Origin of the sequence: Microbacterium endophyticum (assembly GCF_011047135.1) — a bacterium.
Lineage (GTDB): Bacteria > Actinomycetota > Actinomycetes > Actinomycetales > Microbacteriaceae > Microbacterium > Microbacterium endophyticum.
The window spans coordinates 712,974-735,031 of record NZ_CP049255.1; the positions used below are offsets into that span (position 1 = coordinate 712,974).

General features: G+C 62.8%; 20 protein-coding genes and 1 riboswitch. Of the genes, 8 read left to right on the plus strand and 12 right to left on the minus strand.

The annotated features are described in order from the left end of the window. Positions 1 to 62 precede the first annotated feature (62 nt). Entirely contained in the window at positions 63 to 1,952 is a 1,890-nt protein-coding gene (locus G6N83_RS03355) for an ABC transporter ATP-binding protein (protein WP_165139281.1), read from the plus strand. 8 nt (positions 1,953 to 1,960) lie between these two features. Here the strand turns inward: G6N83_RS03355 and G6N83_RS03360 are convergent, their stop codons facing one another. Next, complete coding sequence (locus G6N83_RS03360; protein ID WP_165139283.1) at positions 1,961 to 2,929, minus strand: DNA topoisomerase IB; 969 nt, start codon at positions 2,927 to 2,929, stop codon at positions 1,961 to 1,963. Positions 2,930 to 3,057: 128 nt separating this feature from the next. Here G6N83_RS03360 and G6N83_RS03365 point away from each other — a divergent pair, with 128 nt between their 5' ends. Next, complete coding sequence (locus tag G6N83_RS03365) at positions 3,058 to 3,396, plus strand: hypothetical protein (protein WP_165139285.1); 339 nt, start codon at positions 3,058 to 3,060, stop codon at positions 3,394 to 3,396. On the opposite strand, the gene G6N83_RS03370 is transcribed toward G6N83_RS03365, so the two are convergent. Further along, positions 3,365 to 5,221, minus strand: a complete 1,857-nt coding sequence (locus G6N83_RS03370) for a phosphoenolpyruvate carboxykinase (GTP) (RefSeq protein ID WP_165139287.1) — start codon at positions 5,219 to 5,221, stop codon at positions 3,365 to 3,367. The genes G6N83_RS03365 and G6N83_RS03370 overlap by 32 nt on opposite strands. 121 nt (positions 5,222 to 5,342) lie before the next feature. Here G6N83_RS03370 and G6N83_RS03375 point away from each other — a divergent pair, with 121 nt between their 5' ends. After that, a complete protein-coding gene (locus G6N83_RS03375) occupies positions 5,343 to 6,785 on the plus strand; it encodes a helix-turn-helix transcriptional regulator (RefSeq protein WP_165139289.1) in 1,443 nt (480 codons plus the stop codon). A gap of 26 nt (positions 6,786 to 6,811) precedes the next feature. After that, the gene (locus tag G6N83_RS03380; RefSeq protein ID WP_165139291.1) at positions 6,812 to 7,387 is read left to right on the plus strand and encodes a dihydrofolate reductase family protein; all 576 of its coding nucleotides are present in this window, start codon (positions 6,812 to 6,814) and stop codon (positions 7,385 to 7,387) included. Positions 7,388 to 7,424: 37 nt separating this feature from the next. On the opposite strand, the gene G6N83_RS03385 is transcribed toward G6N83_RS03380, so the two are convergent. The 4 genes from G6N83_RS03385 to G6N83_RS03400 form a co-directional block, all read right to left on the minus strand. Next, a complete protein-coding gene (locus G6N83_RS03385; RefSeq protein WP_165139293.1) occupies positions 7,425 to 8,897 on the minus strand; it encodes an NAD-dependent succinate-semialdehyde dehydrogenase in 1,473 nt (490 codons plus the stop codon). 67 nt (positions 8,898 to 8,964) lie between these two features. After that, positions 8,965 to 9,600, minus strand: a complete 636-nt coding sequence (locus G6N83_RS03390) for a pyridoxamine 5'-phosphate oxidase family protein (protein ID WP_165139295.1) — start codon at positions 9,598 to 9,600, stop codon at positions 8,965 to 8,967. An 11-nt stretch (positions 9,601 to 9,611) separates the two neighbouring features. After that, positions 9,612 to 10,409, minus strand: a complete 798-nt coding sequence (locus G6N83_RS03395) for a creatininase family protein (RefSeq protein WP_165139297.1) — start codon at positions 10,407 to 10,409, stop codon at positions 9,612 to 9,614. After that, complete coding sequence (locus G6N83_RS03400; protein ID WP_165139299.1) at positions 10,406 to 11,728, minus strand: FAD-binding oxidoreductase; 1,323 nt, start codon at positions 11,726 to 11,728, stop codon at positions 10,406 to 10,408. Before G6N83_RS03400 ends, G6N83_RS03395 begins: the two co-directional genes overlap by 4 nt. A gap of 40 nt (positions 11,729 to 11,768) precedes the next feature. Between G6N83_RS03400 and G6N83_RS03405 the strand changes: the two genes are divergently transcribed. Continuing rightward, the gene (locus tag G6N83_RS03405; RefSeq protein WP_165139301.1) at positions 11,769 to 12,380 is read left to right on the plus strand and encodes a helix-turn-helix domain-containing protein; all 612 of its coding nucleotides are present in this window, start codon (positions 11,769 to 11,771) and stop codon (positions 12,378 to 12,380) included. A 20-nt stretch (positions 12,381 to 12,400) separates the two neighbouring features. On the opposite strand, the gene G6N83_RS03410 is transcribed toward G6N83_RS03405, so the two are convergent. Continuing rightward, positions 12,401 to 13,657 carry an amidohydrolase family protein gene (locus G6N83_RS03410; RefSeq protein WP_165139303.1) on the minus strand — a complete coding sequence of 419 codons (1,257 nt, stop codon included), beginning with the start codon at positions 13,655 to 13,657 and terminating at the stop codon, positions 12,401 to 12,403. Between the two features lie 191 nt (positions 13,658 to 13,848). On the opposite strand from G6N83_RS03410, the gene G6N83_RS03415 reads away from it, so the two are divergent. Then, complete coding sequence (locus G6N83_RS03415) at positions 13,849 to 14,835, plus strand: PDR/VanB family oxidoreductase (RefSeq protein ID WP_165139305.1); 987 nt, start codon at positions 13,849 to 13,851, stop codon at positions 14,833 to 14,835. Between the two features lie 18 nt (positions 14,836 to 14,853). On the opposite strand, the gene G6N83_RS03420 is transcribed toward G6N83_RS03415, so the two are convergent. From G6N83_RS03420 to glyA, 4 genes are read right to left on the minus strand one after another with little or no spacing between them, the layout of a single operon-like run. Next, positions 14,854 to 15,141 carry a hypothetical protein gene (locus tag G6N83_RS03420; protein ID WP_165139307.1) on the minus strand — a complete coding sequence of 96 codons (288 nt, stop codon included), beginning with the start codon at positions 15,139 to 15,141 and terminating at the stop codon, positions 14,854 to 14,856. Positions 15,142 to 15,192: 51 nt separating this feature from the next. Further along, positions 15,193 to 16,509: an amidohydrolase family protein gene (locus G6N83_RS03425; protein ID WP_165139309.1), complete on the minus strand. Its 1,317-nt coding sequence runs from the start codon at positions 16,507 to 16,509 to the stop codon at positions 15,193 to 15,195. A 4-nt stretch (positions 16,510 to 16,513) separates the two neighbouring features. Further along, positions 16,514 to 17,401, minus strand: a complete 888-nt coding sequence (locus tag G6N83_RS03430; RefSeq protein ID WP_165139311.1) for a bifunctional methylenetetrahydrofolate dehydrogenase/methenyltetrahydrofolate cyclohydrolase — start codon at positions 17,399 to 17,401, stop codon at positions 16,514 to 16,516. A 56-nt stretch (positions 17,402 to 17,457) separates the two neighbouring features. Next, positions 17,458 to 18,732, minus strand: a complete 1,275-nt coding sequence (gene glyA / locus G6N83_RS03435; RefSeq protein ID WP_165139313.1) for a serine hydroxymethyltransferase — start codon at positions 18,730 to 18,732, stop codon at positions 17,458 to 17,460. Between the two features lie 39 nt (positions 18,733 to 18,771). Beyond that, positions 18,772 to 18,856: riboswitch (ZMP/ZTP riboswitch) on the minus strand. Positions 18,857 to 18,945: 89 nt separating this feature from the next. Here glyA and G6N83_RS03440 point away from each other — a divergent pair. Both G6N83_RS03440 and nagA read left to right on the plus strand, forming a co-directional pair. Continuing rightward, complete coding sequence (locus tag G6N83_RS03440) at positions 18,946 to 20,451, plus strand: beta-N-acetylhexosaminidase (protein ID WP_165139315.1); 1,506 nt, start codon at positions 18,946 to 18,948, stop codon at positions 20,449 to 20,451. Next, entirely contained in the window at positions 20,438 to 21,595 is a 1,158-nt protein-coding gene (gene nagA / locus G6N83_RS03445; protein WP_165139317.1) for an N-acetylglucosamine-6-phosphate deacetylase, read from the plus strand. Before G6N83_RS03440 ends, nagA begins: the two co-directional genes overlap by 14 nt. 66 nt (positions 21,596 to 21,661) lie before the next feature. Here the strand turns inward: nagA and G6N83_RS03450 are convergent, their stop codons facing one another. Beyond that, on the minus strand, positions 21,662 to 22,036 hold the full coding sequence (locus G6N83_RS03450) for a VOC family protein (RefSeq protein ID WP_165139319.1): 375 nt from the start codon (positions 22,034 to 22,036) through the stop codon (positions 21,662 to 21,664). Positions 22,037 to 22,058 lie beyond the last annotated feature (22 nt).

The window sequence follows — 22,058 nt, forward strand, 5'->3', positions numbered from 1 at the left end:
AGTGGCCGCCCCACACAAACACGAAGTAGCGTCGTAGGTAGTCACCCTGAACCGAGGTATCCATGTCTACGAGCGCACCTGCGCGTCGCGGATTCCGTCGCCCCACCAAAGACGACGGTCCGCGCGCCAGCATCAAACAACTTCTGCCGTACGTGTTCGAGCACAAAAGCGTGCTCGTCGTCGTGGGTGTTCTCAGTGTGTTGGCAGCGGCGGCGACACTCGGACAACCGCTCCTCGTGGGTTCCGTCATCGAACGCGTGCAGGCAGACGAGAGCCTGGGCCTGCTCGTCTGGGCGCTCGTCGCGCTCGTCATCGTTTCTTCGGTCGTCTCCGGGTTTCAGCACTATCTTTTGCAGCGCACCGGCACCGCGGTGGTGTTCTCCAGCCGTCGCCGATTGATCGCTCGAATCCTGCATCTTCCGATTCGCGAATTCGATGCCCGCCGTACCGGTGACCTTGTCTCTCGCGTCGGCACCGACACGACCCTGCTTTACGCCGTACTCACTCAGGGTCTTGCCGATTCGATCGGAAACGTGCTCATTTTTGTGGGTGCGATCATCGCGATGCTGATCCTCGACCCGATTCTGCTGGTGCTGATTCTCGTCGTCGTGGGTGCATCCGTTGCCGCTGTTGTCGTGCTGAGCGGGCGCATCCGTGCGGCAACTCGTGTGCAGCAGGAGAAGGTCGGCGAGCTCGCATCCGGCGTTGAACGTGCGATTGGTTCGATTCGGACGGTGCGCGCGTCAGGCGCCAGCGAGCGCGAGCAACGCACGATCACATCGGTCGCCGAAGACGCGTACGATGCCGGCGTGCGGGTGGCCAAGGCATCCGCTCTTGTCGTTCCGGTCGCAGGAATTGCGCTGCAGGTTTCGCTCCTCGTCGTTCTGGGCGTCGGCGGGTTCCGGGTGGCGTCGGGCGCCCTGACGATCGCGAATCTGGTGACGTTCGTCATCTTCTTGTTCTTGCTCATTCAGCCGCTGGGCTCATTCCTCGGCGCAATCACGTCGGTGGGCCAAGCCCTCGGTGCTCTCGGGCGAATCCAAGAAGTGCTCGACCTGCCAACGGAGACGCAAGACGATAAGACCGACTCGGTGTCAAAGCCGGCAGCGGTTGCATCGAGCGCCGCACTCTCGTTCCAGAATGTGCACTTTCGGTATCCGGATGCCGTCGTCACAGCGCGGAAGAAAGCCGAAACTGAGGCGCTCACGCTCTTAGAAGGTGCGCACGCCGATACCTCAGCGATAGACACCGAAGCTGCGGGCCGGAAGCCCGGCGATGTTCTGCGCGGAGTGTCGTTCGACGTGCCACGCGGAGCTCGCGTTGCGCTGGTCGGCCCCTCCGGCGCCGGTAAAAGCACAACGCTGTCGCTCATCGAGCGGTTTTACGACCCGACCGATGGCGCGATTTTGCTCGATGGGCGAGACATCCGTGACCTCGACCGTGAAGAGCTTCGTGCGCAGCTGGGATACGTCGAGCAGGACGCGCCCACTCTCGCCGGAACGATAGCCGATAATCTGCGGCTCGCCTCACCTGACGCCACCGACCACGAGTGCGAGCAAGTGTTGCATGCGGTGAACCTCGGCGATGTGCTCGAGCGCAGTCCCCTCGGGATCGACGCGCCCGTTGGCGAGTCAGGAGTCATGCTCTCTGGGGGCGAGCGCCAGCGCCTCGCGATTGCGCGAGCGCTGCTGGCTGCTCCCCCGATCCTGCTCCTCGACGAGTCGACGTCATCCCTCGATGGACTCAACGAGCAGCGGATGCGCGAGGCAATCGACGCCGTGGCAACCGGCCGCACTCTCATAGTGATTGCGCACCGTCTCTCCACCGTCGTCGACAGCGACGTCATCGTCGTCCTCGACCACGGAGAGGTTGTCGGCCAGGGAACGCACTCCGAGCTCGTCACTTCCACTCCCCTGTACCGGGATCTCGCAAAACACCAGTTGCTCGTATAGTCGGCGCGCTAGGTCAGTAACTGGATGAGCTGCGCTTCGATCGAGCCCGACGTGGCAGCATCGATCGTCTCGCCGCGTTCGTAGCGGTCGAGTACCCGTGGGTCTACGTAGCTACTGCGAGCAATCGACGGGGTATTTCCGAGTACGTCTGCGGCGTCCCGCATGGCAGCGGCAACAGCACGACGTTGCGCGGCGACAGATTTTTGCGGACCCGCCTTGGCGAGGCTGATAGCCGCAGCACCGGTGCCGTGGAGGGTACGAAAGTCTTTGGCGGTGAAGTCTCCCCGGAGCCGCCGACGGAGATCATCGTTGATTTCTTCGGGCTGAAGCGGATGCCACGAGCCCTCTTCCTGCCAGGCGAGGAGCCGGGCCTGCCCACCGCGACGCTTGAGTCGAGCCACGAGTTCTGCGAGCTCAACATCGTGGATGTCCGACTCCCACGCTTGGCCGCTCTTACCGGGAAATCGAAGTTCAACGATTTCACCCGCACGCACACTCGCGTGCGCGCCTCGAAGGGTGGATAGTCCGTAGCTTCCGTGTTCGTCTGCATACCGCTCCGAACCGACACGGAGACTGCCGGTGTCGAGCATGCGGAATGCGCCGGCGAGCACCCGCAACCGCGTCATCCCGTCTTGGCGGATGTCGATAGTTACTCCCCGGCGGGCTGACGGAAGTGCCGCTGCGAGCTCCAGCATCCGATCGAACTTCACGCGATCGCGCTGGATACGCCAGGCCGGGTGGTAGATGTACTGACGGCGGCCGGCCTCGTCAAAGCCCAGCGCCTGAATATGGCCGTTTGCGTGGGGCGCGATCCACACGTCTCTCCAGGCTGGCGGGATGACGAGCGACGCAATTCGCTCCTGTATCTCGCGATCTTGGAGCGCGCCCCCGTTGACATCGACGTACCCGAAACCGCGCCCTCGCCGCACTCGCGTGATCCCCGGTTTTGCGGGTTGGCTTCGACGCAACCGTGTCATGTCGTCATATTCTCACGCGCGGTAGCTGAGCCGACCCCCTCGACAACTGGGCTGAATGTGTGCTCAGTTGTTGACAACACACAGCGCATGCGGGTGTGCTCGACGAGCTCACCTTCTAGGCTCGGCATATGAGCGAACCATTCACGACTACACCGAAGCAGCCGTTGCTGGCAAACGCGGGGCCGCTAAGCAAGGGCGCGTTCGTGCTGGGTGCGCTGTCGGCACTCAACTACGTGCTGGGAACAGCGCTTCTCTCGTGGGTCCTGCCAGGAAATACCGTCGCCATCGCCATCGCCACAGTATTCCAGTACCTTCTGCCGATCGCCGGCATCGTGGTTGGCACGCTGGCCCGCCGCCGGGAAGGGCCGCACCGCGCGGCGAAGATCGGGCTTTTGCTGTCTTACCTCTGCCTCGCCGCGGCGGCATTCCTGCTCATCATCGAGGTGTACGGAGCGCTTGCGGCATAGCGTCACTTGCCGACCGCTTGAGCCGGTATCGGAGCGCTGCAAGCTCGGATCGGAGCGCTGCGGGAATGGTTCCGTTGAATGAGTCGTAAAACTCCTCGGTGAGATCGCTCTCGCGCTGCCACGACTCAGTGTCGATGGCAAAGAGTGCGTCAAGATCAGCCTGCGGAACATCGATTCCGTCGAGATTGAGGTCTTCGATACGGGGCAGGCGACCAATCGCGCTCGCGACGGCGGGGACTTCTCCTTCGACGCGGCGAATAATCCAGTCGATGACTCGTGAATTCTCACCGAACCCTGGCCACAGGAAGCGACCATCATCACCCTTCCGGAACCAGTTGACCTGGAAGATCCTTGGCGCGCGGTCAAAGCGCAGCTGCTGACCGATATCGAGCCAATGCGCAAAGTAGTCGCCCATGTTGTATCCGCAAAAGGGCAACATCGCGAACGGGTCACGGCGTAGTTCGCCAACGGTGCCTTCGGCGGCAGCGGTGCGTTCTGAAGAGATGTTCGAGCCCATGAAGACTCCCTGACTCCAGTCGGCAGCTTCAACAACGAGCGGAACGTTCGTAGCGCGGCGTCCGCCGAACAGAATCGCATCGATCGGAACCCCGGCAGGAGTGTCCCAGTCCTCGGCGATCTGAGGGCATTGGGATGCCGAAACAGTGAATCGAGAATTGGGGTGCGCTGCTGGCCGACCAGATTCGGGCGTCCAAGGGTTGCCCTCCCAATCGGTGAGATGCGGAGGGGCGTTACGGGTGAGACCCTCCCACCACACGTCGCCATCGGGGCGGAGCGCCACATTGGTGAAGATGGTGTTGCCCCACAGCGTCTCGACAGCGGTGACGTTGGTCTCTTCTCCGGTCCCCGGTGCAACCCCGAAGAAACCAGCCTCGGGGTTGATCGCCCACAGCCGTCCATCGTCGCCGGGACGCAACCACGCGATGTCATCGCCGAGCGTCTCGACCCGCCAACCCGGGATCGTCGGCCTCAGCATCGCAAGGTTCGTCTTGCCGCACGCCGAGGGGAATGCTGCGGCGACGTGGTAGGCCTTGCCCTCGGGGCTGATGACCCGAATAAGCAACATGTGCTCCGCGAGCCACCCCTCGTCGCGACCGATGACCGATGCGATGCGGAGGGCGAAGCACTTCTTTGCGAGGATCGCATTCCCGCCGTAGCCCGAGCCGTATGACCACACCTCGAGCGTCTCGGGAAAGTGCACGATGTACTTTTCATCGTTGCATGGCCACGCGACATCCTGTTCTCCCGGCGCAAGCGGTGCGCCGACGGAGTGAACTGTTTTGACCCAAGGCGCACCCTCAGCGATGAGCTGACGCACGTCGTCACCGACACGCGTCATGATCCCGATGGATGCCACTGCGTACGCACTGTCGGTGATTTGCACACCCAACTGCGATAGCGGGCCGCCCACGGGCCCCATCGAGAAGGGAACGACGTACATTGTGCGGCCCCGCATCGAACCGGCGAACAACGGATTGAGTGTTCCTCGAATTTCAGCCGGGTCAGCCCAGTTGTTGGTTGGCCCGGCGTCGGCCTCATTTTCAGAAGCGATGAATGTGCGCGCCTCCGTTCGAGCAACGTCGCTCGGGTGCGATCGCGCAAGGTATGAGCCGGGACGCCATTCCGGGTTCAGCTTGATCAGTTTTCCCTCTGACACCATTTCGCGCAGCAGCAGCTCGTTCTCACGACGAGAACCGTCGACCCAATGAATTCGATCCGGCTGCGTAAGCTTCGCGATCTCATCGACCCACTCTTCAAGAGCCGTTTCGGCTGTTGCTGAGCGGGTGTAGGTTTCGGCGATTGCCATAACGACTCCTTTGCCGGAAGTGGTGAGAGATTGTTGGGCTTTCTTCACTTTGCGGGCTTCACGGCGGGTTTTACAGCCAAAGTGTCGGAAATTTATGGCTTTCTTTCGCTATGCTCAAGGAATGGCGCAGCGCAGCATGGAATTGACGACACTCGGACACCGTATTCGTCACTACCGGCAGGCGGCCGGACTCACGCTCGACGAACTCGGAAGTGCCGTCGGCGTCGCGGGGAGCCACCTCAGCCTGATCGAGAATGGAAAACGTGAGCCGAAGCTCTCGCTCCTGCAGTCCATTTCCCGCGTAACGAACACTGATCTTTCCCAACTGCTGTCGACAGAACCGCCCAATCGGCGTGCCGCCCTTGAAATCGAGTTGAATCGCGCACAGTCGAGCACAGTCTTCCGGCGCCTAGGAATCGCGCCGGTAAAGGTTACGAAGTCAACGCCGGACGAAACGATTGAGACGGTCCTCGGCCTCCATCATGAGCTCCAACGCCGTGAGCGTGATGCAATCGCCACTCCCGAAGAAGCTCGTCGCGCCAACACCGAGCTTCGTCATCGCATGCGCGAAAAGAACAACTACCTGCCCGAAATCGAAGCTCTGGCAGAAAAACAGTTGAAAGCTGTCGGGCACACGTCGGGCGCGCTCACTCACCGCAGCGTGAGCGTGATGGCAGAGCAGCTCGGTTTCGAACTGCTCTACGTCAGTGATTTGCCGCACTCCGCACGATCTGTCACAGATCTCGAAAACGGCCGCATCTACCTTCCACCCGCGTCGATTCCCGGCGGCCACGGCCTGAGATCAATGGCTTTGCAGGCCATGGCGCATCGCCTACTCGGGCACACTCAGCCCACCGACTACGCGGACTTCTTGCAGCAGCGGCTGGAGATCAACTACTTCGCGGCATGCTGCCTCATGCCCGAAACCAACGCGGTCGCGATGCTGCACCAAGCCAAGCGTGATCGCGATATCGCTGTCGAAGACTTTAGAGATGCATTTGGAGTCACCCACGAAGCCGCGGGCATGCGGATGACAAACCTCATGACCCAGCATTTCGACATCCCGCTCCACTTTCTCCGGGTCGACAGCGCGGGGGCAATTAACCGCGTGTACGAAAATGATGACCTCCCCCTGCCGATGGATGTCACGGGTGCTGTCGAGGGGCAGGTTGCCTGCAAGTGGTTCTCCGCTCGCTCAGCGTTCAGCGAGCAGAACCGCACTACCGAGCACTACCAGTACACCGACACTCCCTCCGGAACGTTCTGGTGCGCAACCCAAACCGGCACGACGTCCGAGGGAGAGTTTTCCATCACCGTCGGCGTCCCGTTCGATGACTCCAAGTGGTTCCGTGGACGCGAAACCACAAAGCGTGCGACGTCGACGTGCCCTGACGAGTCGTGCTGCCGGAAGCCCGCAGCGGATGCCGCGGCCCGATGGAGCGGAAAAGCATGGCCGAGCGCCCGCGTGCACATGCAGATGTTCTCACCTCTTCCCCGCGGCGCATTTCCCGGGGTCGATGACAACGAGGTGTACTCATTCCTCGACCGGCACGCCTCAAGCTGACCGCGATATCACACAAGAATAGAGGCATGAAACAGCAGCGAGCCTGGGTGGGCCGAGTTACTATCGGCGTCAGTCTCGATGGTTTCATCGCACGACCGAACGGTGATATCTCCTGGCTGCTTGACCCACCAGCGGGCCGGGCCCACGCTCACATCAGCAGCACACGTCGAGCCGAGTCCTGGGACACTTTCTTTCCTACTATCGATCACATCGTGATGGGATGCGGCACCTACGAGACGGTCGCCGCCTTCGACGAGTGGCCATACGACGGCAAGGGCGTCATCGTCCTGTCCACAACGTTGAGCGAAAAAGACGACCGGATTCGTGTGGCTCGAAGTGTCGAAGACGCGGCGGCTATGCTGACCGACCTTCACGCTCGTATCGTCTATATCGATGGCGGCAAGACCATCCAGGCCTTTCTACGCAAAGACTTCATCGATGAGATCACGACGAGCTGGGCTCCGATTCTTCTCGGCGCCGGAAGTCGACTGTTCGATTCTCTGCCTCGCGACGTCTATCTCACCCTGCTCGGAAGCCACGCCACGGACGATGGCATGGTGCACTCCACCTATCGGGTGGAGCACCACCCCATCGGGCGCTGATTCATCACACGTCTCGAACAGCCGACCGGTCGAGGTTCTAGTTGAACGGGTTAGGCGTGAGGGTGTATTTCGTCTGAAGATATTCATGGATGCCTTCATCCCCACCCTCACGTCCAAGCCCTGACATCTTCCAGCCACCAAAAGGTGCCGCAGCGTTTGAAACGACACCGACGTTGAGGCCCATCATTCCGGTCTCCAACTTCTCGATCATGCGCTGGCCACGGGCAAGGTCTTGTGTGAAGACGTACGAAACGAGGCCGAACTCGGTGTCATTCGCGATACGAACGGCATCTTCTTCGGTATCGAAAGGCACGATCGCCAGCACTGGGCCGAAGATCTCTTCCCGCAGGATCTCGCTGCCGTCGGCGACGTCAGAGATCACTGTCGCTTCGTAAAACGTTCCCGCCCGGTTGATCGCACTTCCACCGGTTCGAAGCTGAGCGCCGCGCTCGAGCGCGTCATCAACGAGTCTCGAGGCTTTCGCCACGGCACGATCATCGATCAGGGGTCCGATCGTCACTCCTGATTCGGTTCCGCGGCCGACTCCGAATTGCTGCACACGATCGGTGACCCGCCGCGCAAACTCCTCAGCAATGCCGCGCTGCACGATGAACCTGTTTGCGGCGGTGCAGGCCTGGCCGATGTTCCGGAACTTTGCTGCGATTGCGCCGTCAACGGCCTTATCGAGGTCGGCATCATCGAACACGACGAACGGCGCATTTCCGCCGAGCTCCATCGATGTTCGCAGCACGCCACCCGCGGCCTGCGCGAGGAGCTTCTGACCGACTGCGGTAGATCCTGTGAACGACAGTTTGCGCAGTCGCGAATCGCTGATGATGGGCTCTGATACCCCGGCAGAGTCACTCGTGGTGACCACGTTGACGACACCCGCGGGAACCCCCGCTTCTTCTAGCAGCTTTGCAAAGTACAGCGTTGTCAGCGGCGTGAGTTCAGCCGGTTTGATGATGAGCGTGCACCCGGCAGCGAGCGCCGGCGCAATCTTTCGAGTCGCCATCGCGAGCGGAAAGTTCCACGGCGTGATGAGGTAGCAGGGCCCGACCGGATGCTGCGACACAATCACGCGTCCGGTTCCTTCGGGGTTCGCGCCATAGCGTCCCTGTACTCGCACGGCCTCTTCACTGAACCACCGCAGGAACTCGCCTCCGTAGGTCACTTCACCGCGTGACTCGGCGACGGGCTTTCCCATCTCGAGGGTCATCAGTAGCGCAAATTCATCTGCGCGCTCTTGCAGCAGATCGAACGCCCGGCGCAAGATTTCACCTCTCACTCGGGCAGGTGTCGTTGACCATTCCGGAAACGCTGCGGATGCGGAATCCATCGCAGCTTTGGCATCTGCCGGGTTTCCGGAGGCAATCGTTTTGATCACGTCACCGGTTGATGGGTCTGTGACATCGAGCGTGCTGTTGTCGCTCGATGACCGCCACTCACCACCGATGAAAAGGTCTGCGGGTACCCGCCCCAGCAGTTCACTCTCGCTGATCTCAGTCATGTTTCTCCCGACTCGCACGCGCAGATAGATCAGTTCATCTTTACACCCAGCAGCGATTCACGCGCGGCTATCCGGGCAAGTATTGGTGCTCCCACTCGCTGCCATTGCGCGTGTATTCGACACGGCGACTTGCAGCGTTCGGGTGAGAAACCCAGAACAGCATGCGATGCGGTTTCACGGCGTATCCCACCCAACCCTGCGGCTGCTGTGGTGCGGGTACCCGCTCGGCATAGTGTGACCATTCCGAGACGCGCGTGGTCAGCGGCATCCGTGCGTACTCTGTCGTGTTGAGCCACGCGAGCTGTTGCAGATACGGCGAGCGCTTCTCATAGGCATCTGATACCTCAGCTGCCGGCGCAATCGATGCTGTGCCCTGCACGACGAGTTGTCTCGTGAAACCTGGCCACAACACAGTCAGCGCAACCCGGGAGTTCTGTGCCAGGTCTTGCACCTTTTGGCTCTGCGCGTCGGTGTGAAAATAGAAGCTCTCCCCGTCGAACTCGCTCAGCATGACGGTGCGACTTCGGGGGAATCCTTCGGCGTCGATCGTTGAGAGGGTCATCAGCACGCGTGGCTCATCGTCAGCCGGCAGCCACTCGGCGGCAAGAGCTGCGGGGTCGTGCATCGGGTCGTCTGACTGCACCGGATCGGTCGTGTGATCGATGAGAGGAACCTCGACAACCGTCGTGGCTGTCTGCTGCATTTCGCCGCCACTCATCCGAACACGAACCCATCGATCTCGGCGAGCGCTTCACTGACGAAGTTGACCCCTGCGGTAAACAACCTCTCACCGTGTTCTGCGTTCGCCCCGGTGGGGTCACCGATCACGCCGCTCGGCCCGAAGTCGTCGCTCGTCCAGCCGAACATGACCGGCTTCTTGTTGAACCCGATGTACTGGAGGCCCGCGATCTTTTCGGGAACATTGCGCGGTGGCAGTTCTGGCGCGACCAGGTGAGGGGCGAGGTGCATGACGATCGACGTCTCACCAAAGCCCGCATGGATGCCCTGGCCGAGTTCGTCTGGGCGTCCATCGATGCCATCGCCGGCCGCAGCGATGCCCGAAGGCATCGAGAATGAGCGCAAGCCGAATCTGCGGTGGAGCTCGCGATTCACCCAGCCGAGGAGCATGACGTTTCCGCCGTGGCCGTTGACGAAAACGACGGTCTTTACGGGGGTCATCGCAATCGAACGGCCAATTTCGATGAGCTGTTCGAGCAGCGTTGTGCCCTCCATCCACAGGGTTCCCGGAGCCCAATAGTGTTCATCCGACTTCGCGTACGAGATCGTCGGGAGGAGCCAGGCATCTATTCCGTCCGCCGCCACACGCTCCACTGCAGCGGCCGCGACAGATTCAGCAACGAGCGCGTCGGTGCGAAGCGGCAGATGGGGGCCGTGGTGTTCGATCGCACCAATCGGAACCACCGCGATCGATCGTTCCGACGTTGCGGCGATGAGGGATGGGCCAGAGAGATCAGCCCACGCGCGAGAATTTGGACGAAAAACCGTGCTCAACGGATCGCTCCTTTCGTGGGACCGGCATACTCGGGGTTGAGTTTCCCCGGGTTGAGTAGCCCCTGTGGGTCTGTGGTCTGCGCGAGTTCGAGTGTCTCTTGCAGGCGGAAGTCGACGTTCCACTGGTGAGGGTTGTGGACTCCGACTCCCAGTTCGCCAAGCTTTTCGATTCCCGCGTACACGGCCTCGGGACTCTCATAGATGCCCGCGAGCATCCCGATCGGCACAGTATGTCCGGCTTCGATGTGAAGGAGTCCTCCGGGGTAGACCGCGTGGACCTCATCGATGCGTTCGACGAGCGCGTCGCCCGAGACCTCCACGTGAAAGTACACACCGGGCTCCGACTTCTGCAGCCACTCGATTGGGTGGTTGTAGCTCAGTACCGAGAGCGCGGCCGATACCGAAGGCCCCTCGCGAACGTCTTCGATACGACCGCCTGCTCCCTCGATAATGGCGGTTGCCTCGGCGACAATGCTCGCGTCGACGATCATCCGTAGCGAACTTCGTCCGGCGGGGAAAGCATCATCGGGCGGTAGCTGAGCCGTGATGTGCGGGGTGTCTGCGGATACCAGACGTGGAGCCGGCTGCAGGCGACCCAGCTTGCGAAGTACCGACAATGAGCCGGCAAAGTCCGCGAACGAGGCATATAGACCACGCCAGTCTTGGGCGGGCTCAAGCCGCACGGTCGCGCGTGCGATGATTCCTGCGGTGCCGTAATTGTGCACGAAGCCCTGCGCTTCGTCTCCCTCAACGTGCAGCAGCTCGCCGTCGGATTCTGGCGTCACGACGTCGAGAGCTGCCACGAATCCGGCATCGTTGCTGCCGTGCAAGATCGTTCCGGTGCCACCGGATCCGCCACTCAGAAAGCCGCCGATCGTGGAGTGCACCGTCGACGGGTACATCCACAGTTGTCTTCCTGCCGCGCGTGCGGCTTGCTCAAGAGCTGTGATGGGTACTCCGGCGTCTGCTGTGATCGTGTCGCCCGACACACCAATGACAGTGCGCGCCCGTGACATATCGAGCACCAGTCCACCTGACATCGGGATCGCTTGCCCGTAATTGCCGGTCCCTTTGCCGCGCGGAGTCACTGGGACGCGGTGGCGAACGGCAGCCGCGACGACTCCGGTGATCTCTTCGGCCGTAGTGGGAAAGGCCACGAGGTCTGCGATACCCAGTGGCAGGAGTTCGGCGATGATGGGCGACATCCGTGCTCCATCGACGGATGCCTTTTCGCGCTGCCGACTGTCGCGGCTCACACCGCGCGGTCCCAGAAGTTCTTTCAGATCGTTCTCAAGAGCTGCGTAGTCGGGTTCAGTCATTGTTGCTCTTCTCTGCGGCACTGGCCGCTACCGTATTTACATGTCTGAAATTGCTGCGGCAGCCGATCCCGGGCCGGGTCCTGCGGATCACGATGCCTCTGCGCTGGCGTTGGGTGCGCGTATTCGGGCGCTCAGAAAGCGTCGCGGTCTGACTTTGACGCAGGCAGCATCCGACGCTGACCTTTCGCACTCTTTTTTGAGCCAGGTGGAGCGCGGGCACGAAAGACTCAGCATGGCATCGCTGTTTCGCATCGCACGAGCACTCGGCACCACACAGCAGGCTCTGCTCACTGACGAACCCGAGGGTGTTCCGTCGGGTGGCTTTCATGTGTACCGCGCCACGTCGGATTCGCCCGTCGATGCGGGCTCCGGTTCGGGCGCTGTGACGGTGTTGGCCCAGCAACGCGCACGTTTTCTGCCGATGATTTTTTCTGGCAGCTTCGAAGACGATGGCCTCTGGTGGCAGCACGATGAAGAGGAATTCGTCTACGTTCTCGAGGGCGAAATCGTCATCGTTTTGGAAGATGAAGAGGTGACTCTCGCGCGCGGGGACGCTGCGTACTACGGCGGTGGTTCGCGACACAAGTGGCGCACAGCACCCGGTGAGACCTGCCAGGTGCTTGTGGTGAAAGAACAACAGCATCACACGTAGCCGACCCGCTACCGCAGAGGTCATACCGAGTTCTCCGGCTGCGCCAGTGGTGTCACGGTGACGGCCCTGGACGACCGGCTTTGCACTGAGATCACGCGCCCCGCGCGGATGACAACGCGATCGGGTGCGCGTTCGGCAACGGCTTCTGCAACGGATGCCGCGCGCACAAGAATCATGTCGGCGGCATCGCCGACCGCTCCCGTGGCCGGTTGAAGGCCCATGAGCGAGCGGCCAGCGGCAGCGATGTCCCATGCTGCGCGCGGAGACAGATGACCCGCCAACACCATCGCCGCGACGACATCGATCATGTCGCCGTTGCCGAGGGGATTGAAGGGGTCTTGGACGTTGTCGCCACCGGCAGCAAGAGTTACTCCGGCCGCGAGAATCGCAGCGAGGGGCGGCAGGGCACGCGGGGTAGCAACGGGGTGCTGCCACCCCTGTAGGTAGAGGTTGGTGAGCGGATTCGTGATGATGCTCACATCAGCGGTGGCAGCTTCTTTCAGCACGAGCGCGAGGGTTTCGGGGTCTTGCATCGCGAGACTCACGCAGTGTCCGGCGGAGCGTGTGCGCTCTTTCGGCCAGGTTTTGGTCAGTCGAGCAAGCTCCAGCAGGCCTAACGAATCGGGATTGAGGTTCTCGTCGGTATGGAGGTCGACACCGAGGTTCGCTTCTTCAGCGAGGCGCAGCGTGCGCTCGAGCTCAAGCTGCGGATCGGGCGCAAGATGGGGAGCCGCTCCCAACAGGTCAACGCCTAAAGCGATGGCGCTTCGAATCAGCTCGGCGCTCCGAGTGTGGTCATGCATTGCGACGACCTGCAGATCGAGCACATTTCGGAACTCGGCCCGCAGCTCGACGACAGCACGGATACCTCGGAGCGAATCGTCACCCTCGTGATAGTTCACATGAGTGCGCATTGCGGTGACGCCCGATTGAAAAGCCGCGGTGAGTTGGCGACGCGCGTTTGTCTTGATGTCGTCGTAGCTGAGCGACGGACTGAACGCCCGCCACGAGGCCACGGCATCCTCGAGAGAGCCGGCAGGACTCCCCGAAGCACTCCAGGTGTAGGCCTTATCGAGATGCGCGTGCAGGTCCGCCAGCGGACTCAGCACCATCCAGCCTGCCGCATCGATGCTCACCTCTGTGTGACCGGCATTTCGGTCAGCAATCCGCCCATCGACAATCGCGAATGTGCTGCTGGCGCCATCGATCGTCGTCGCGCCCGAGACAGCGTTCACGTTCTGGTGGGGAACAAGATGTTCCGGGCGGATCAGGGGCATGCTGCTCACTTTCGCATCGGTGCTTTAGAGTATCGTGCTGTTGGCGTGGCCAACAATTAGGTTTCAGTCAACGTGACAAGTGTTTCTGTAACCAGCGGCAGCTGTTGCGTCACTGTTAAACGTGCCGGGGTTCCGTCAAGGATGCCTCGACGCACAGTTAACGTTGTTTTCAGAATCGATCAGGAGCAAGTGTGAGCTTTTTCAGTGACGTCGAGCGCGACCTGGTGGTTGCGGCTCGAACCGATGTGGCATCCGGGGTCGTGGCTCTTGACCTTGTCTCCCACAACGGTCGAGACCTCCCTGCGTGGACGCCCGGCTCTCACGTCGACCTCATCTTTCCTGCGGTCAATGGCGGGGCACCCGTCGAGCGGCAGTACTCACTGTGTGGCGACGCGAGCGACCGCTCAACGTGGCGGGTCGCCGTCTTGCGCGAAGACGACGGGCGCGGCGGATCGGTGCGCGTGCACGACGAGGTAGCAGTCGGCCAGCGCCTGCGCGTCCGCGGACCACGAAATCACTTCTCATTCGAGGTCGCGCCCGGCACCTCCTACCGCTTCATCGCTGGCGGAATCGGCATCACGCCGATCATGTCGATGGTGAAAGCAGCGGATGCCGCGGGCGCAGACTGGACCCTGGACTACGCTGGCCGCTCGCGCGAGACCATGGCCTTCGTTGCGGAGCTGGCATCTGTGCACCCAACTCGCGTGCGGGTCTTCGCGGCGGACGAAGGCAGGCGGCTGAGCCTTGACGGTCTGATCAACAGCGTGGACGAAAGCACAGCGATCTATTCCTGCGGTCCCGCGCGGCTTATCGAGGCCTTGGAGTCGGGATTGGCCACAGCAGGCGACAGCGTGCTGCACGTTGAGAGGTTCGAAGCGAAAGAGTTTGGTGAGCCGCTCTGGTCGGAGGCTTTCGAGGTAGAACTCGCGCTCAGCGGTGACGTGGTCACTGTCGAACCCGAGCAGACCATCATCGAGGCCATCGCCGCGCAGGCCCCTGACACGATTGTGCTGTCGAGCTGTCGCCGAGGCACGTGCGGCACGTGCGAAGTGCCGGTTCTCGAGGGCGAAATCGAACACCGCGACTCGATCCTCACCCCGGTGGAGCGAGAAGAGAGCCTCGTGATGATGCCCTGCGTTTCGCGGGCGGCTTGCCCACGAATCGTTCTCGATCTGTAGCCACCGCGCGGCCGGCTGTCACGGCGTGCGGTATGCGGTCTCCCAGTAGTCGAGCGTGATGATGTCGGCGGGGAGCACATCATCGATCTCACGCAGCAAACGCTCCGCTTCAGCACGGTGTGCGATTGCCGTCTCCTCGTCAGGCCACCCCTGTTGCTCGTCGAAGTGCTGCTCGAACTGCAACGCCCACTTCGTGGCCTCGACCTCAAGTTCCGGAGGCAAAACCGGGTCCCCGTGCCCACACACACCGTCTTCGGCCCAGAACGGCCATGAAGCACCGGAGGCGTTCATCAGTTTGTACTGCATGCTCAGTTCCTTTGGTCACGTGGAGTGGAATGGCGCGATATTGATAAGCGACTACGAAGTGATGCGCACTTTCAGGTTTGCCACGAGGTCGGCTTCGCGCGCTGACACCAGCTGGTAGTCGCGAACGACGGGGCGGCCGTCAACAAACACGTGGCGGGGCTTTCGCCCGGGAGATGCCCAGAGCAAGCCGGCGATCGGGTCGGCAACCCCAGCATCCGAAACGCCGGACACATCCCAGACGCACAGATCGCCGCGAGCGCCTTCGCGCAGGTGCCCGATATCAGTACGACCGAGCCCGGCAGCACCACCGGTTGTCGCCATTGCCAGAACTGTGCGCGCCGGCAGCTGTGGACCAATAAGCCCGGATACCTGCATCGCGAGGCGTGCGTCGGCGAGAAGGTGGCCTGCGTCATTCGATCCGCCGCCAGACGTCCCGAGGCCGAGCTCGATACCCGCCTCCAAAAGGGCGTGCACGGGCGCTATCCCCCAGCCCATCGGCACATCGCAACCGGGCGCGTGGGTACCCGTCACACCACGTTCGGCTAGGCGCGCGATTTCGGCCGGCGTGACGTCGCACAGATGCGCGATGGTCACATCCGACGACAGCCATCCCCAGTCTTCAAGAAGGTCGAGCGGGCGACGCCCATACTTCTCAAGAGCGATTTCGGTATCGACCTGCTCATTGGCCTGAGTGCGACGACGAAGACCATGGCGCGCAGCCACCTCGCCGAGCAGCCGAAACGTTGCTTCGCTATCGGAGTGCACTCCGGCGGGCCCAACGGCGAGCTGCAGCATTCCGTCGTGAGTGACGCCGCCTTCATGACTGCCCGCGAGGAGGGCTTGCGTGATCGCCTCGGCGCTCGCGGCCGCCTGCTCGGGGTCGTCACGGGCAGACCCGCGAACGAACACGAGACGTGCGCCGAGAACCGTTGCCGATTCCGCGATGGCACGCGCAATGGCGACGGTGTCGGCGACCGGATCGGTCGAACCTCTCGGATCTGGCCAGTTGAGCTGGTGGTCGGCGGTCGTGGTGACCCCGCTCAGGAGAGACTCGGCAAGACCGACAGCCGCTGTAGCACCGGTGAGCGATGCGTCTATTCCCGCTCCTGCATATGCCGCGGCCATCGCCGGGAGCCACTCACGCATCGGCACGCCCCGCGTGCCGGGCAGGGTGCGAAAGCCGGTCTGCAAGAGGTGGTGGTGCGCGTTAACGAGCCCCGGCGTGATGACACAGCCCGTGACATCCCACATCTCGCCGTCTGGCGCGCCAGAGCTGGCGACACGACCGTCGTCGGCGACATGAAGATCGCCGTCCCGCTCGTCGGCGGGATCGATCATGATGCGCTCAGCGCCGGAGAGTGTCAGCATCCTGTTAGCTTGCCAGGCGCTCCGCGGTCTCTACGACGTTGGCCACGAGCAGAGCGCGCGTCATCGGACCGACACCACCGGGGTTCGGCGAGAGCCACCCGGCGACCTCGGCAACGGCCGGATCGATATCACCGGCGAGCTTTGCCCGACCCGACTCGGTCGTGCCGACGCGGGTGACGCCGACATCGAGCACGGCAGCGCCCGGCTTGATCCAGTCCACCTGCACGAGGTGAGGCTGACCAACAGCTGCCACGACGATATCGGCGCGGCGGACTTCGGCGGCCAGATCTTTCGTGCGCGAGTGTGTCAGCGTGACCGTGGCATCCGTACCCTTGCGGGTAAGCAGAAGGCCGAGCGGGCGACCGACCGTGATGCCACGACCGATCACCGTCACGTGTTTTCCAGCGATTTCGACACCGTGACGCTCGAGCAGCTGAATGATGCCGGCGGGCGTGCATGGCAGGGGCGCCGCAACAGCTGTCGCCGGGTCGACGCCCAAGACGAGCCGACCGAGGTTCATCGGGTGCAGCCCATCAGCGTCTTTGGCCGGATCGATGAGTTCGATGATGCGGTTCTCGTCGATGCCCTTCGGCAGCGGCAACTGCACGATGAATCCCGTCACTGCGGGGTCTTCGTTCAGCTCGCGAACCGCTGCTTCGATTTCGTCTTGAGTCGCCGTTGCCGGTAGCTCTTTCGAGATCGAGGCAACGCCCACCTCGGCGCAGTCGCGGTGCTTGCCCGTGACGTACGAGCGCGACCCGGGGTCGTCTCCGACGAGCAAAGTGCCAAGACCCGGCACGATGCCACGCGCTTCGAGTGCAACCACGCGCTGACGCAGTTCTTCTTTAATTGTGGCCGCTGTCGCGACGCCATCAAGCTTCTGTGCAGTCATGTCATTCCCTCTTCGAAGCATCATCGCCCCGAGTCGTGTGTGTGCGGAACTGAGTTCTACTGGTGCAGCCCCGGGTAGAGCGGGAACGCTGCAGTGAGGGCCGCAACGCGTGCCTGCAGCGCAGGGATGTCGGCATTCGGCAGCAGTGCGAGCGCGATGATGTCGGCGACCTCGGTGAATTCAACGTCACCGAAACCGCGGGTGGCGAGCGCCGGTGTACCGATGCGAAGCCCCGATGTCACCATCGGCGGCCGCGGGTCATTGGGCACCGAGTTGCGGTTCACAGTGATGCGAATGTCGTGCAGCAGGTCTTCGGCCTGCCTGCCGTCGATCTCGGCATTTCGAAGATCAACGAGCACGAGGTGCACGTCGGTTCCGCCCGAGCGCACTGAGATGCCGGCATCCGCGATGTCTTTCTGGCAGAGGCGATCGGCAAGGATCGAGGCACCGCGGAGGGTGCGCTCCTGACGCTCGCGGAATTCAGGAGTCATCGCGAGCTTGAACGCTGTGGCCTTCGCCGCGATGACGTGCATGAGGGGTCCGCCCTGCTGACCGGGGAAGACGGCAGTGTTGATCTTCTTCGCGAGATCAGCGTCGTTGGTCAGGATGATTCCGGAGCGGGGGCCGCCGATGGTCTTGTGGACCGTGGTCGATACGACGTGGGCGTGCGGCACGGGGCTCGGGTGGACGCCGCCGGCCACGAGACCAGCGAAGTGAGCCATGTCGACCCACAGGTAGGCGCCGACCTCATCAGCGATCTCGCGGAAGCGTGCGAAATCAAGCTGACGCGGGTACGCCGACCACCCGGCGATGATGACCTTGGGCTTGCTCTCGATCGCGAGGCGACGCACCTCATCCATGTCGATGAGGGATGTCTCGGGGTCAACGCCGTACGCGACGATGTTGTAGAGACGACCCGAGAAGTTGATCTTCATGCCGTGTGTGAGGTGCCCACCCTGGTCGAGCGCAAGGCCCAGAAGTGTGTCGCCGGGACGAGCAATGGCGTGGAGCACGGCAGCATTGGCTGTCGCACCAGAGTGCGGCTGCACGTTCGCGAACTCGGAGCCGAAGAGCGCCTTCGCGCGCTCGATTGCGAGTTCTTCGGCGACGTCGACTTCTTCGCATCCGCCGTAATAGCGGCGGCCGGGGTAGCCCTCGGCGTACTTATTGGTGAGCACCGAGCCCTGCGACTGCAGGACAGACACCGGAACGAAGTTCTCGGAGGCGATCATCTCGAGGAATCCGCGCTGGCGGTCAAGCTCTCGCTCGAGCACCTGGGCGATCTCGGGATCAACCTCAGAAAGTGGGGCGTTGAAATACTGATCGGTCATGGCAGGCTCCCTGACGACGGCTTTTCGGATAGATGTGTCCGCATCGGCCCAGGCGAGCGATCGAATGCCGTTATCAGTCGCTTCCCGGTGGTAGCCCACCTCAACGCCAGTTGCGACGATGTGAGCATATCGGATCTTTGCCCCCTGTTGCCTGCGTTCACAATTAGTTAGGGTTCCTTACATGAAGTGTTCTGTCGGCGTGAGGGTTCTTCCATGACTCGGCATCCCGCGGTCGTGCCCGCCCCAGCGATGATGCACGCGGGCGACGGAACATTTCTGCTCGGCGCCGGAGTTGTCGTCGGTGGCGAGGCCGCGGCATCCGCTCTCTGCACGGAGTTGCTTGCACAGCGCACGGGCTTGTCGCTTGAAGCCGGCGCGAATGCACAGATTTCTTGCACTCTCATCGATGATGGCGAGCCCGAGTCGTACCGGCTGCGAGTAACCCCCGAAGGGGCGCGACTGGAGGCCCCGGATGCCGCCGGTCTCTTCTACGGTGTGCACACTCTCGCTCAGCTCGTTGCCCGGCACGACGGCGAATGGATTCTGCCGGCGGTGGAGATCACCGATGCGCCACGCTTTGAATACCGCGGCGTGATGCTCGACGTCGCGCGCCACTTTCACGGCGTCGATACCGTCAAGGGCTACATTGATCGTGCGTCGGCGCTGAAGTTCAATGTGCTGCATCTGCACTTGACCGATGATCAGGGGTGGCGACTCGAGCTGTCGTCGCGCCCAGAGCTCACCGGGTCGGGCTCGGGAACCAGCGTCGGCGACAAACCCGGCGGATACTTCAGCGCGGGCGACTACCGCGACATCGTCGCGTATGCGGCGGCGCACCATATGACGGTGGTTCCAGAGTTCGATGTACCCGGCCATACTCACGCCGTGGGGCTCGGGTATCCGGAGCTAGCCGCCCCGCCCGCCGCCAGTGAAGCGGTTGACGATGCCGTGGCCGAGTTCGGCGGCGGCATGCCGACGCCTGGAGTTCCCTACATCGGCCTCGCCGTGGGGTTCTCCTCCCTGATCATCGACAGTGCCGCGACCGACGAATTTCTCGCAGATGTGTTCGGGGAGCTCGCAACGATGACGCCCGGGCCGTACCTGCATGTGGGTGGCGATGAGGCACTCGGCACTCCGCCAGCCGATTTCGCCGCGTTCATGGCCCGCGTGACAACCCTCGTGGCACAGCTCGGCAAGACTCCGATCGCGTGGCACGAGGCGGGAGCTGCACCGGGTATTGCGCCGAGCACCGTCGGTCAGTACTGGGGGTTCGTCACGCCCACGGCTGACTCCGCTGAGAAAGCGCGTGCGTTCGTCACGCACGGTTCGCGATTGATCCTCTCCCCCGCGGATGCCGTGTACCTCGACATGAAAGAGAACGACAGCGATCGCCTCGGACTCACCTGGGCGAACGGCCCAACGAGCCTCGAACGCTCGTACCGGTGGGAGCCGACGAGCATCATCGATGGCATCGGCGAAGACGCAATCCTCGGCGTAGAAGCGCCGCTGTGGACCGAAACGATCGTCAACGCCGCAGACATCGACGCAGCCGCTTTTCCGCGCATCGCCTCGGCCGCCGAGGCCGCGTGGTCGCAACCGGAGCAGCGCGACTGGGAGTCCTTCGTCGTTCGCGTGGGCCGGCTCGGCCCGCTCTGGACGCGCGCGGGAATAGCTTTCACACCCCTCCCCGCGGTCCAATGGGCACATGACGAAGAGTGAGCACGTATCGGTCGTGCATTCGGCGCGGGTAATCTCGGGCGGGATCGAGGCTCGGAACGGCTGGGTCGCATGGCAGGGTGAACGCATCCTCGGCACCGGCACGGGTGACACCTGGCGTGCGCATGTTCGCGACTCATCGACGGTGACTGACGCACACGGCGGCGTACTCACACCGGGCTTCATCGACATTCATGGCCACGGCGGCGGCGGATTCTCCTACGACGACGGCGCGGACGCAATCCGCGCGGTACGCACCGCCCACCGCGCCCACGGCACCACACGGGCAGTCATCTCTCTTGTGACAGCGCCACTGGATCTCCTCGCGGAACGCGTCGCTTTGGTCGCTTCGCTGTCGACAACAGATGACGACATTCTCGGCTCGCACCTCGAGGGGCCGTTTCTCGAGCACGCCCATAAGGGTGCGCACGACCCATCGCTCCTGACCGACGCCACGGAAGAGCGTCTTGCGCTATTTCTCGACGCCGGGCGCGGCACGGTTCGCCAAGTGACGCTTGCCCCCGAGCTCACCGGCGGCCTCGATGCTGTGCGACAGATCGTGGCCGCCGGAGCCGCTGCGGCTGTCGGCCACACCGGCGCGACGCTCGCCCAGACTGCAGCCGCCTTCGATGCCGGGGCAACGATTCTCACGCACGCGTTCAACGCGATGCCCGGGCTCCACCACCGAGAGCCCGGCCCCATCGGCGCTGCGGTGGCCGATCGGCGGATAACCCTCGAGGTGATCGCAGACGGTGTGCATGTGCACCCGCAAATGGTCGCCCTCGCGTTCGCTGCGGCGCCGGGTCGCATCGCACTCGTCACTGACGCGATGGCTGGGGCTGCGGCATCCGATGGTCAGTACGTGCTCGGGTCGCTGGAGGTCACGGTCGAAGACGGGGTCGCGCGGCTGGAAGACGGCACGATCGCCGGTTCAACCCTCACGCAGGATGCCGCAGTACGCACTGCTGTTTCGGCCGGCGTGCCGCTCGTCGATGCCATCACCGCCGTGACGTCAACGCCCGCGCGCGCCATCGGATACGCCGACTCGCTCGGTGCACTGACACCCGGATTCCTCGCCGACGCCGTGCTGCTGAACGCCGACCTCACCGTGCGCGCGGTGTGGTGCGCCGGGCGACCCGTCACATAACGCGGCCGAGCCTGGGTGCACTCACGCTCGATCTCGCTATGCGTTCTTTCGACGCGCGGACGTGCGTCAGGATGCTGGCCGTGAGAAAAGGTTGACGAGGTTGCCATCTGGATCGCGAAAGAGCGTCGACCTGTTCCCCCAGGGCATGGTGGTCGGTTCGAGCACGATGTCGTCAAGCTGCTCTTGCAACCGCGTGAACTCGCCATCGACATCCGTCACAAGAAATTCGATGATGATGGTGTCGTTGCTGGCTGGCTTCGGTGCGTTGTCGCCCAGCATCGCGACAGTCGCTGTACTTGCGATCGCGAGGGTTCCTGAGTCTGTTCGGAACTCGGCGAAGACGGGGGCGGGACGTGTGGCAACTGTTCCCGTCACTGCCTCATAGAAGCGAACGAGTCGGTCGAGGTCCCGCGTGATGATGCGAATTGATGCGAGGTTCATGATCTTCCTTTCGGCGAGCCGT

What these genes read in the sequence shown, in the direction of transcription:
- G6N83_RS03355 (WP_165139281.1), top strand. Translation starts at nt 63, where the DNA reads ATGTCTACGAGCGCACCTGCGCGTCGCGGATTCCGTCGCCCCACCAAA.
- G6N83_RS03360 (WP_165139283.1), bottom strand. Translation starts at nt 2,929, where the DNA reads ATGACACGGTTGCGTCGAAGCCAACCCGCAAAACCGGGGATCACGCGA.
- G6N83_RS03365 (WP_165139285.1), top strand. Translation starts at nt 3,058, where the DNA reads ATGAGCGAACCATTCACGACTACACCGAAGCAGCCGTTGCTGGCAAAC.
- G6N83_RS03370 (WP_165139287.1), bottom strand. Translation starts at nt 5,221, where the DNA reads ATGGCAATCGCCGAAACCTACACCCGCTCAGCAACAGCCGAAACGGCT.
- G6N83_RS03375 (WP_165139289.1), top strand. Translation starts at nt 5,343, where the DNA reads ATGGCGCAGCGCAGCATGGAATTGACGACACTCGGACACCGTATTCGT.
- G6N83_RS03380 (WP_165139291.1), top strand. Translation starts at nt 6,812, where the DNA reads ATGAAACAGCAGCGAGCCTGGGTGGGCCGAGTTACTATCGGCGTCAGT.
- G6N83_RS03385 (WP_165139293.1), bottom strand. Translation starts at nt 8,897, where the DNA reads ATGACTGAGATCAGCGAGAGTGAACTGCTGGGGCGGGTACCCGCAGAC.
- G6N83_RS03390 (WP_165139295.1), bottom strand. Translation starts at nt 9,600, where the DNA reads ATGCAGCAGACAGCCACGACGGTTGTCGAGGTTCCTCTCATCGATCAC.
- G6N83_RS03400 (WP_165139299.1), bottom strand. Translation starts at nt 11,728, where the DNA reads ATGACTGAACCCGACTACGCAGCTCTTGAGAACGATCTGAAAGAACTT.
- G6N83_RS03405 (WP_165139301.1), top strand. Translation starts at nt 11,769, where the DNA reads ATGTCTGAAATTGCTGCGGCAGCCGATCCCGGGCCGGGTCCTGCGGAT.
- G6N83_RS03410 (WP_165139303.1), bottom strand. Translation starts at nt 13,657, where the DNA reads ATGCCCCTGATCCGCCCGGAACATCTTGTTCCCCACCAGAACGTGAAC.
- G6N83_RS03420 (WP_165139307.1), bottom strand. Translation starts at nt 15,141, where the DNA reads ATGCAGTACAAACTGATGAACGCCTCCGGTGCTTCATGGCCGTTCTGG.
- G6N83_RS03425 (WP_165139309.1), bottom strand. Translation starts at nt 16,509, where the DNA reads ATGCTGACACTCTCCGGCGCTGAGCGCATCATGATCGATCCCGCCGAC.
- G6N83_RS03430 (WP_165139311.1), bottom strand. Translation starts at nt 17,401, where the DNA reads ATGACTGCACAGAAGCTTGATGGCGTCGCGACAGCGGCCACAATTAAA.
- glyA (WP_165139313.1), bottom strand. Translation starts at nt 18,732, where the DNA reads ATGACCGATCAGTATTTCAACGCCCCACTTTCTGAGGTTGATCCCGAG.
- G6N83_RS03440 (WP_165139315.1), top strand. Translation starts at nt 18,946, where the DNA reads ATGACTCGGCATCCCGCGGTCGTGCCCGCCCCAGCGATGATGCACGCG.
- nagA (WP_165139317.1), top strand. Translation starts at nt 20,438, where the DNA reads ATGACGAAGAGTGAGCACGTATCGGTCGTGCATTCGGCGCGGGTAATC.
- G6N83_RS03450 (WP_165139319.1), bottom strand. Translation starts at nt 22,036, where the DNA reads ATGAACCTCGCATCAATTCGCATCATCACGCGGGACCTCGACCGACTC.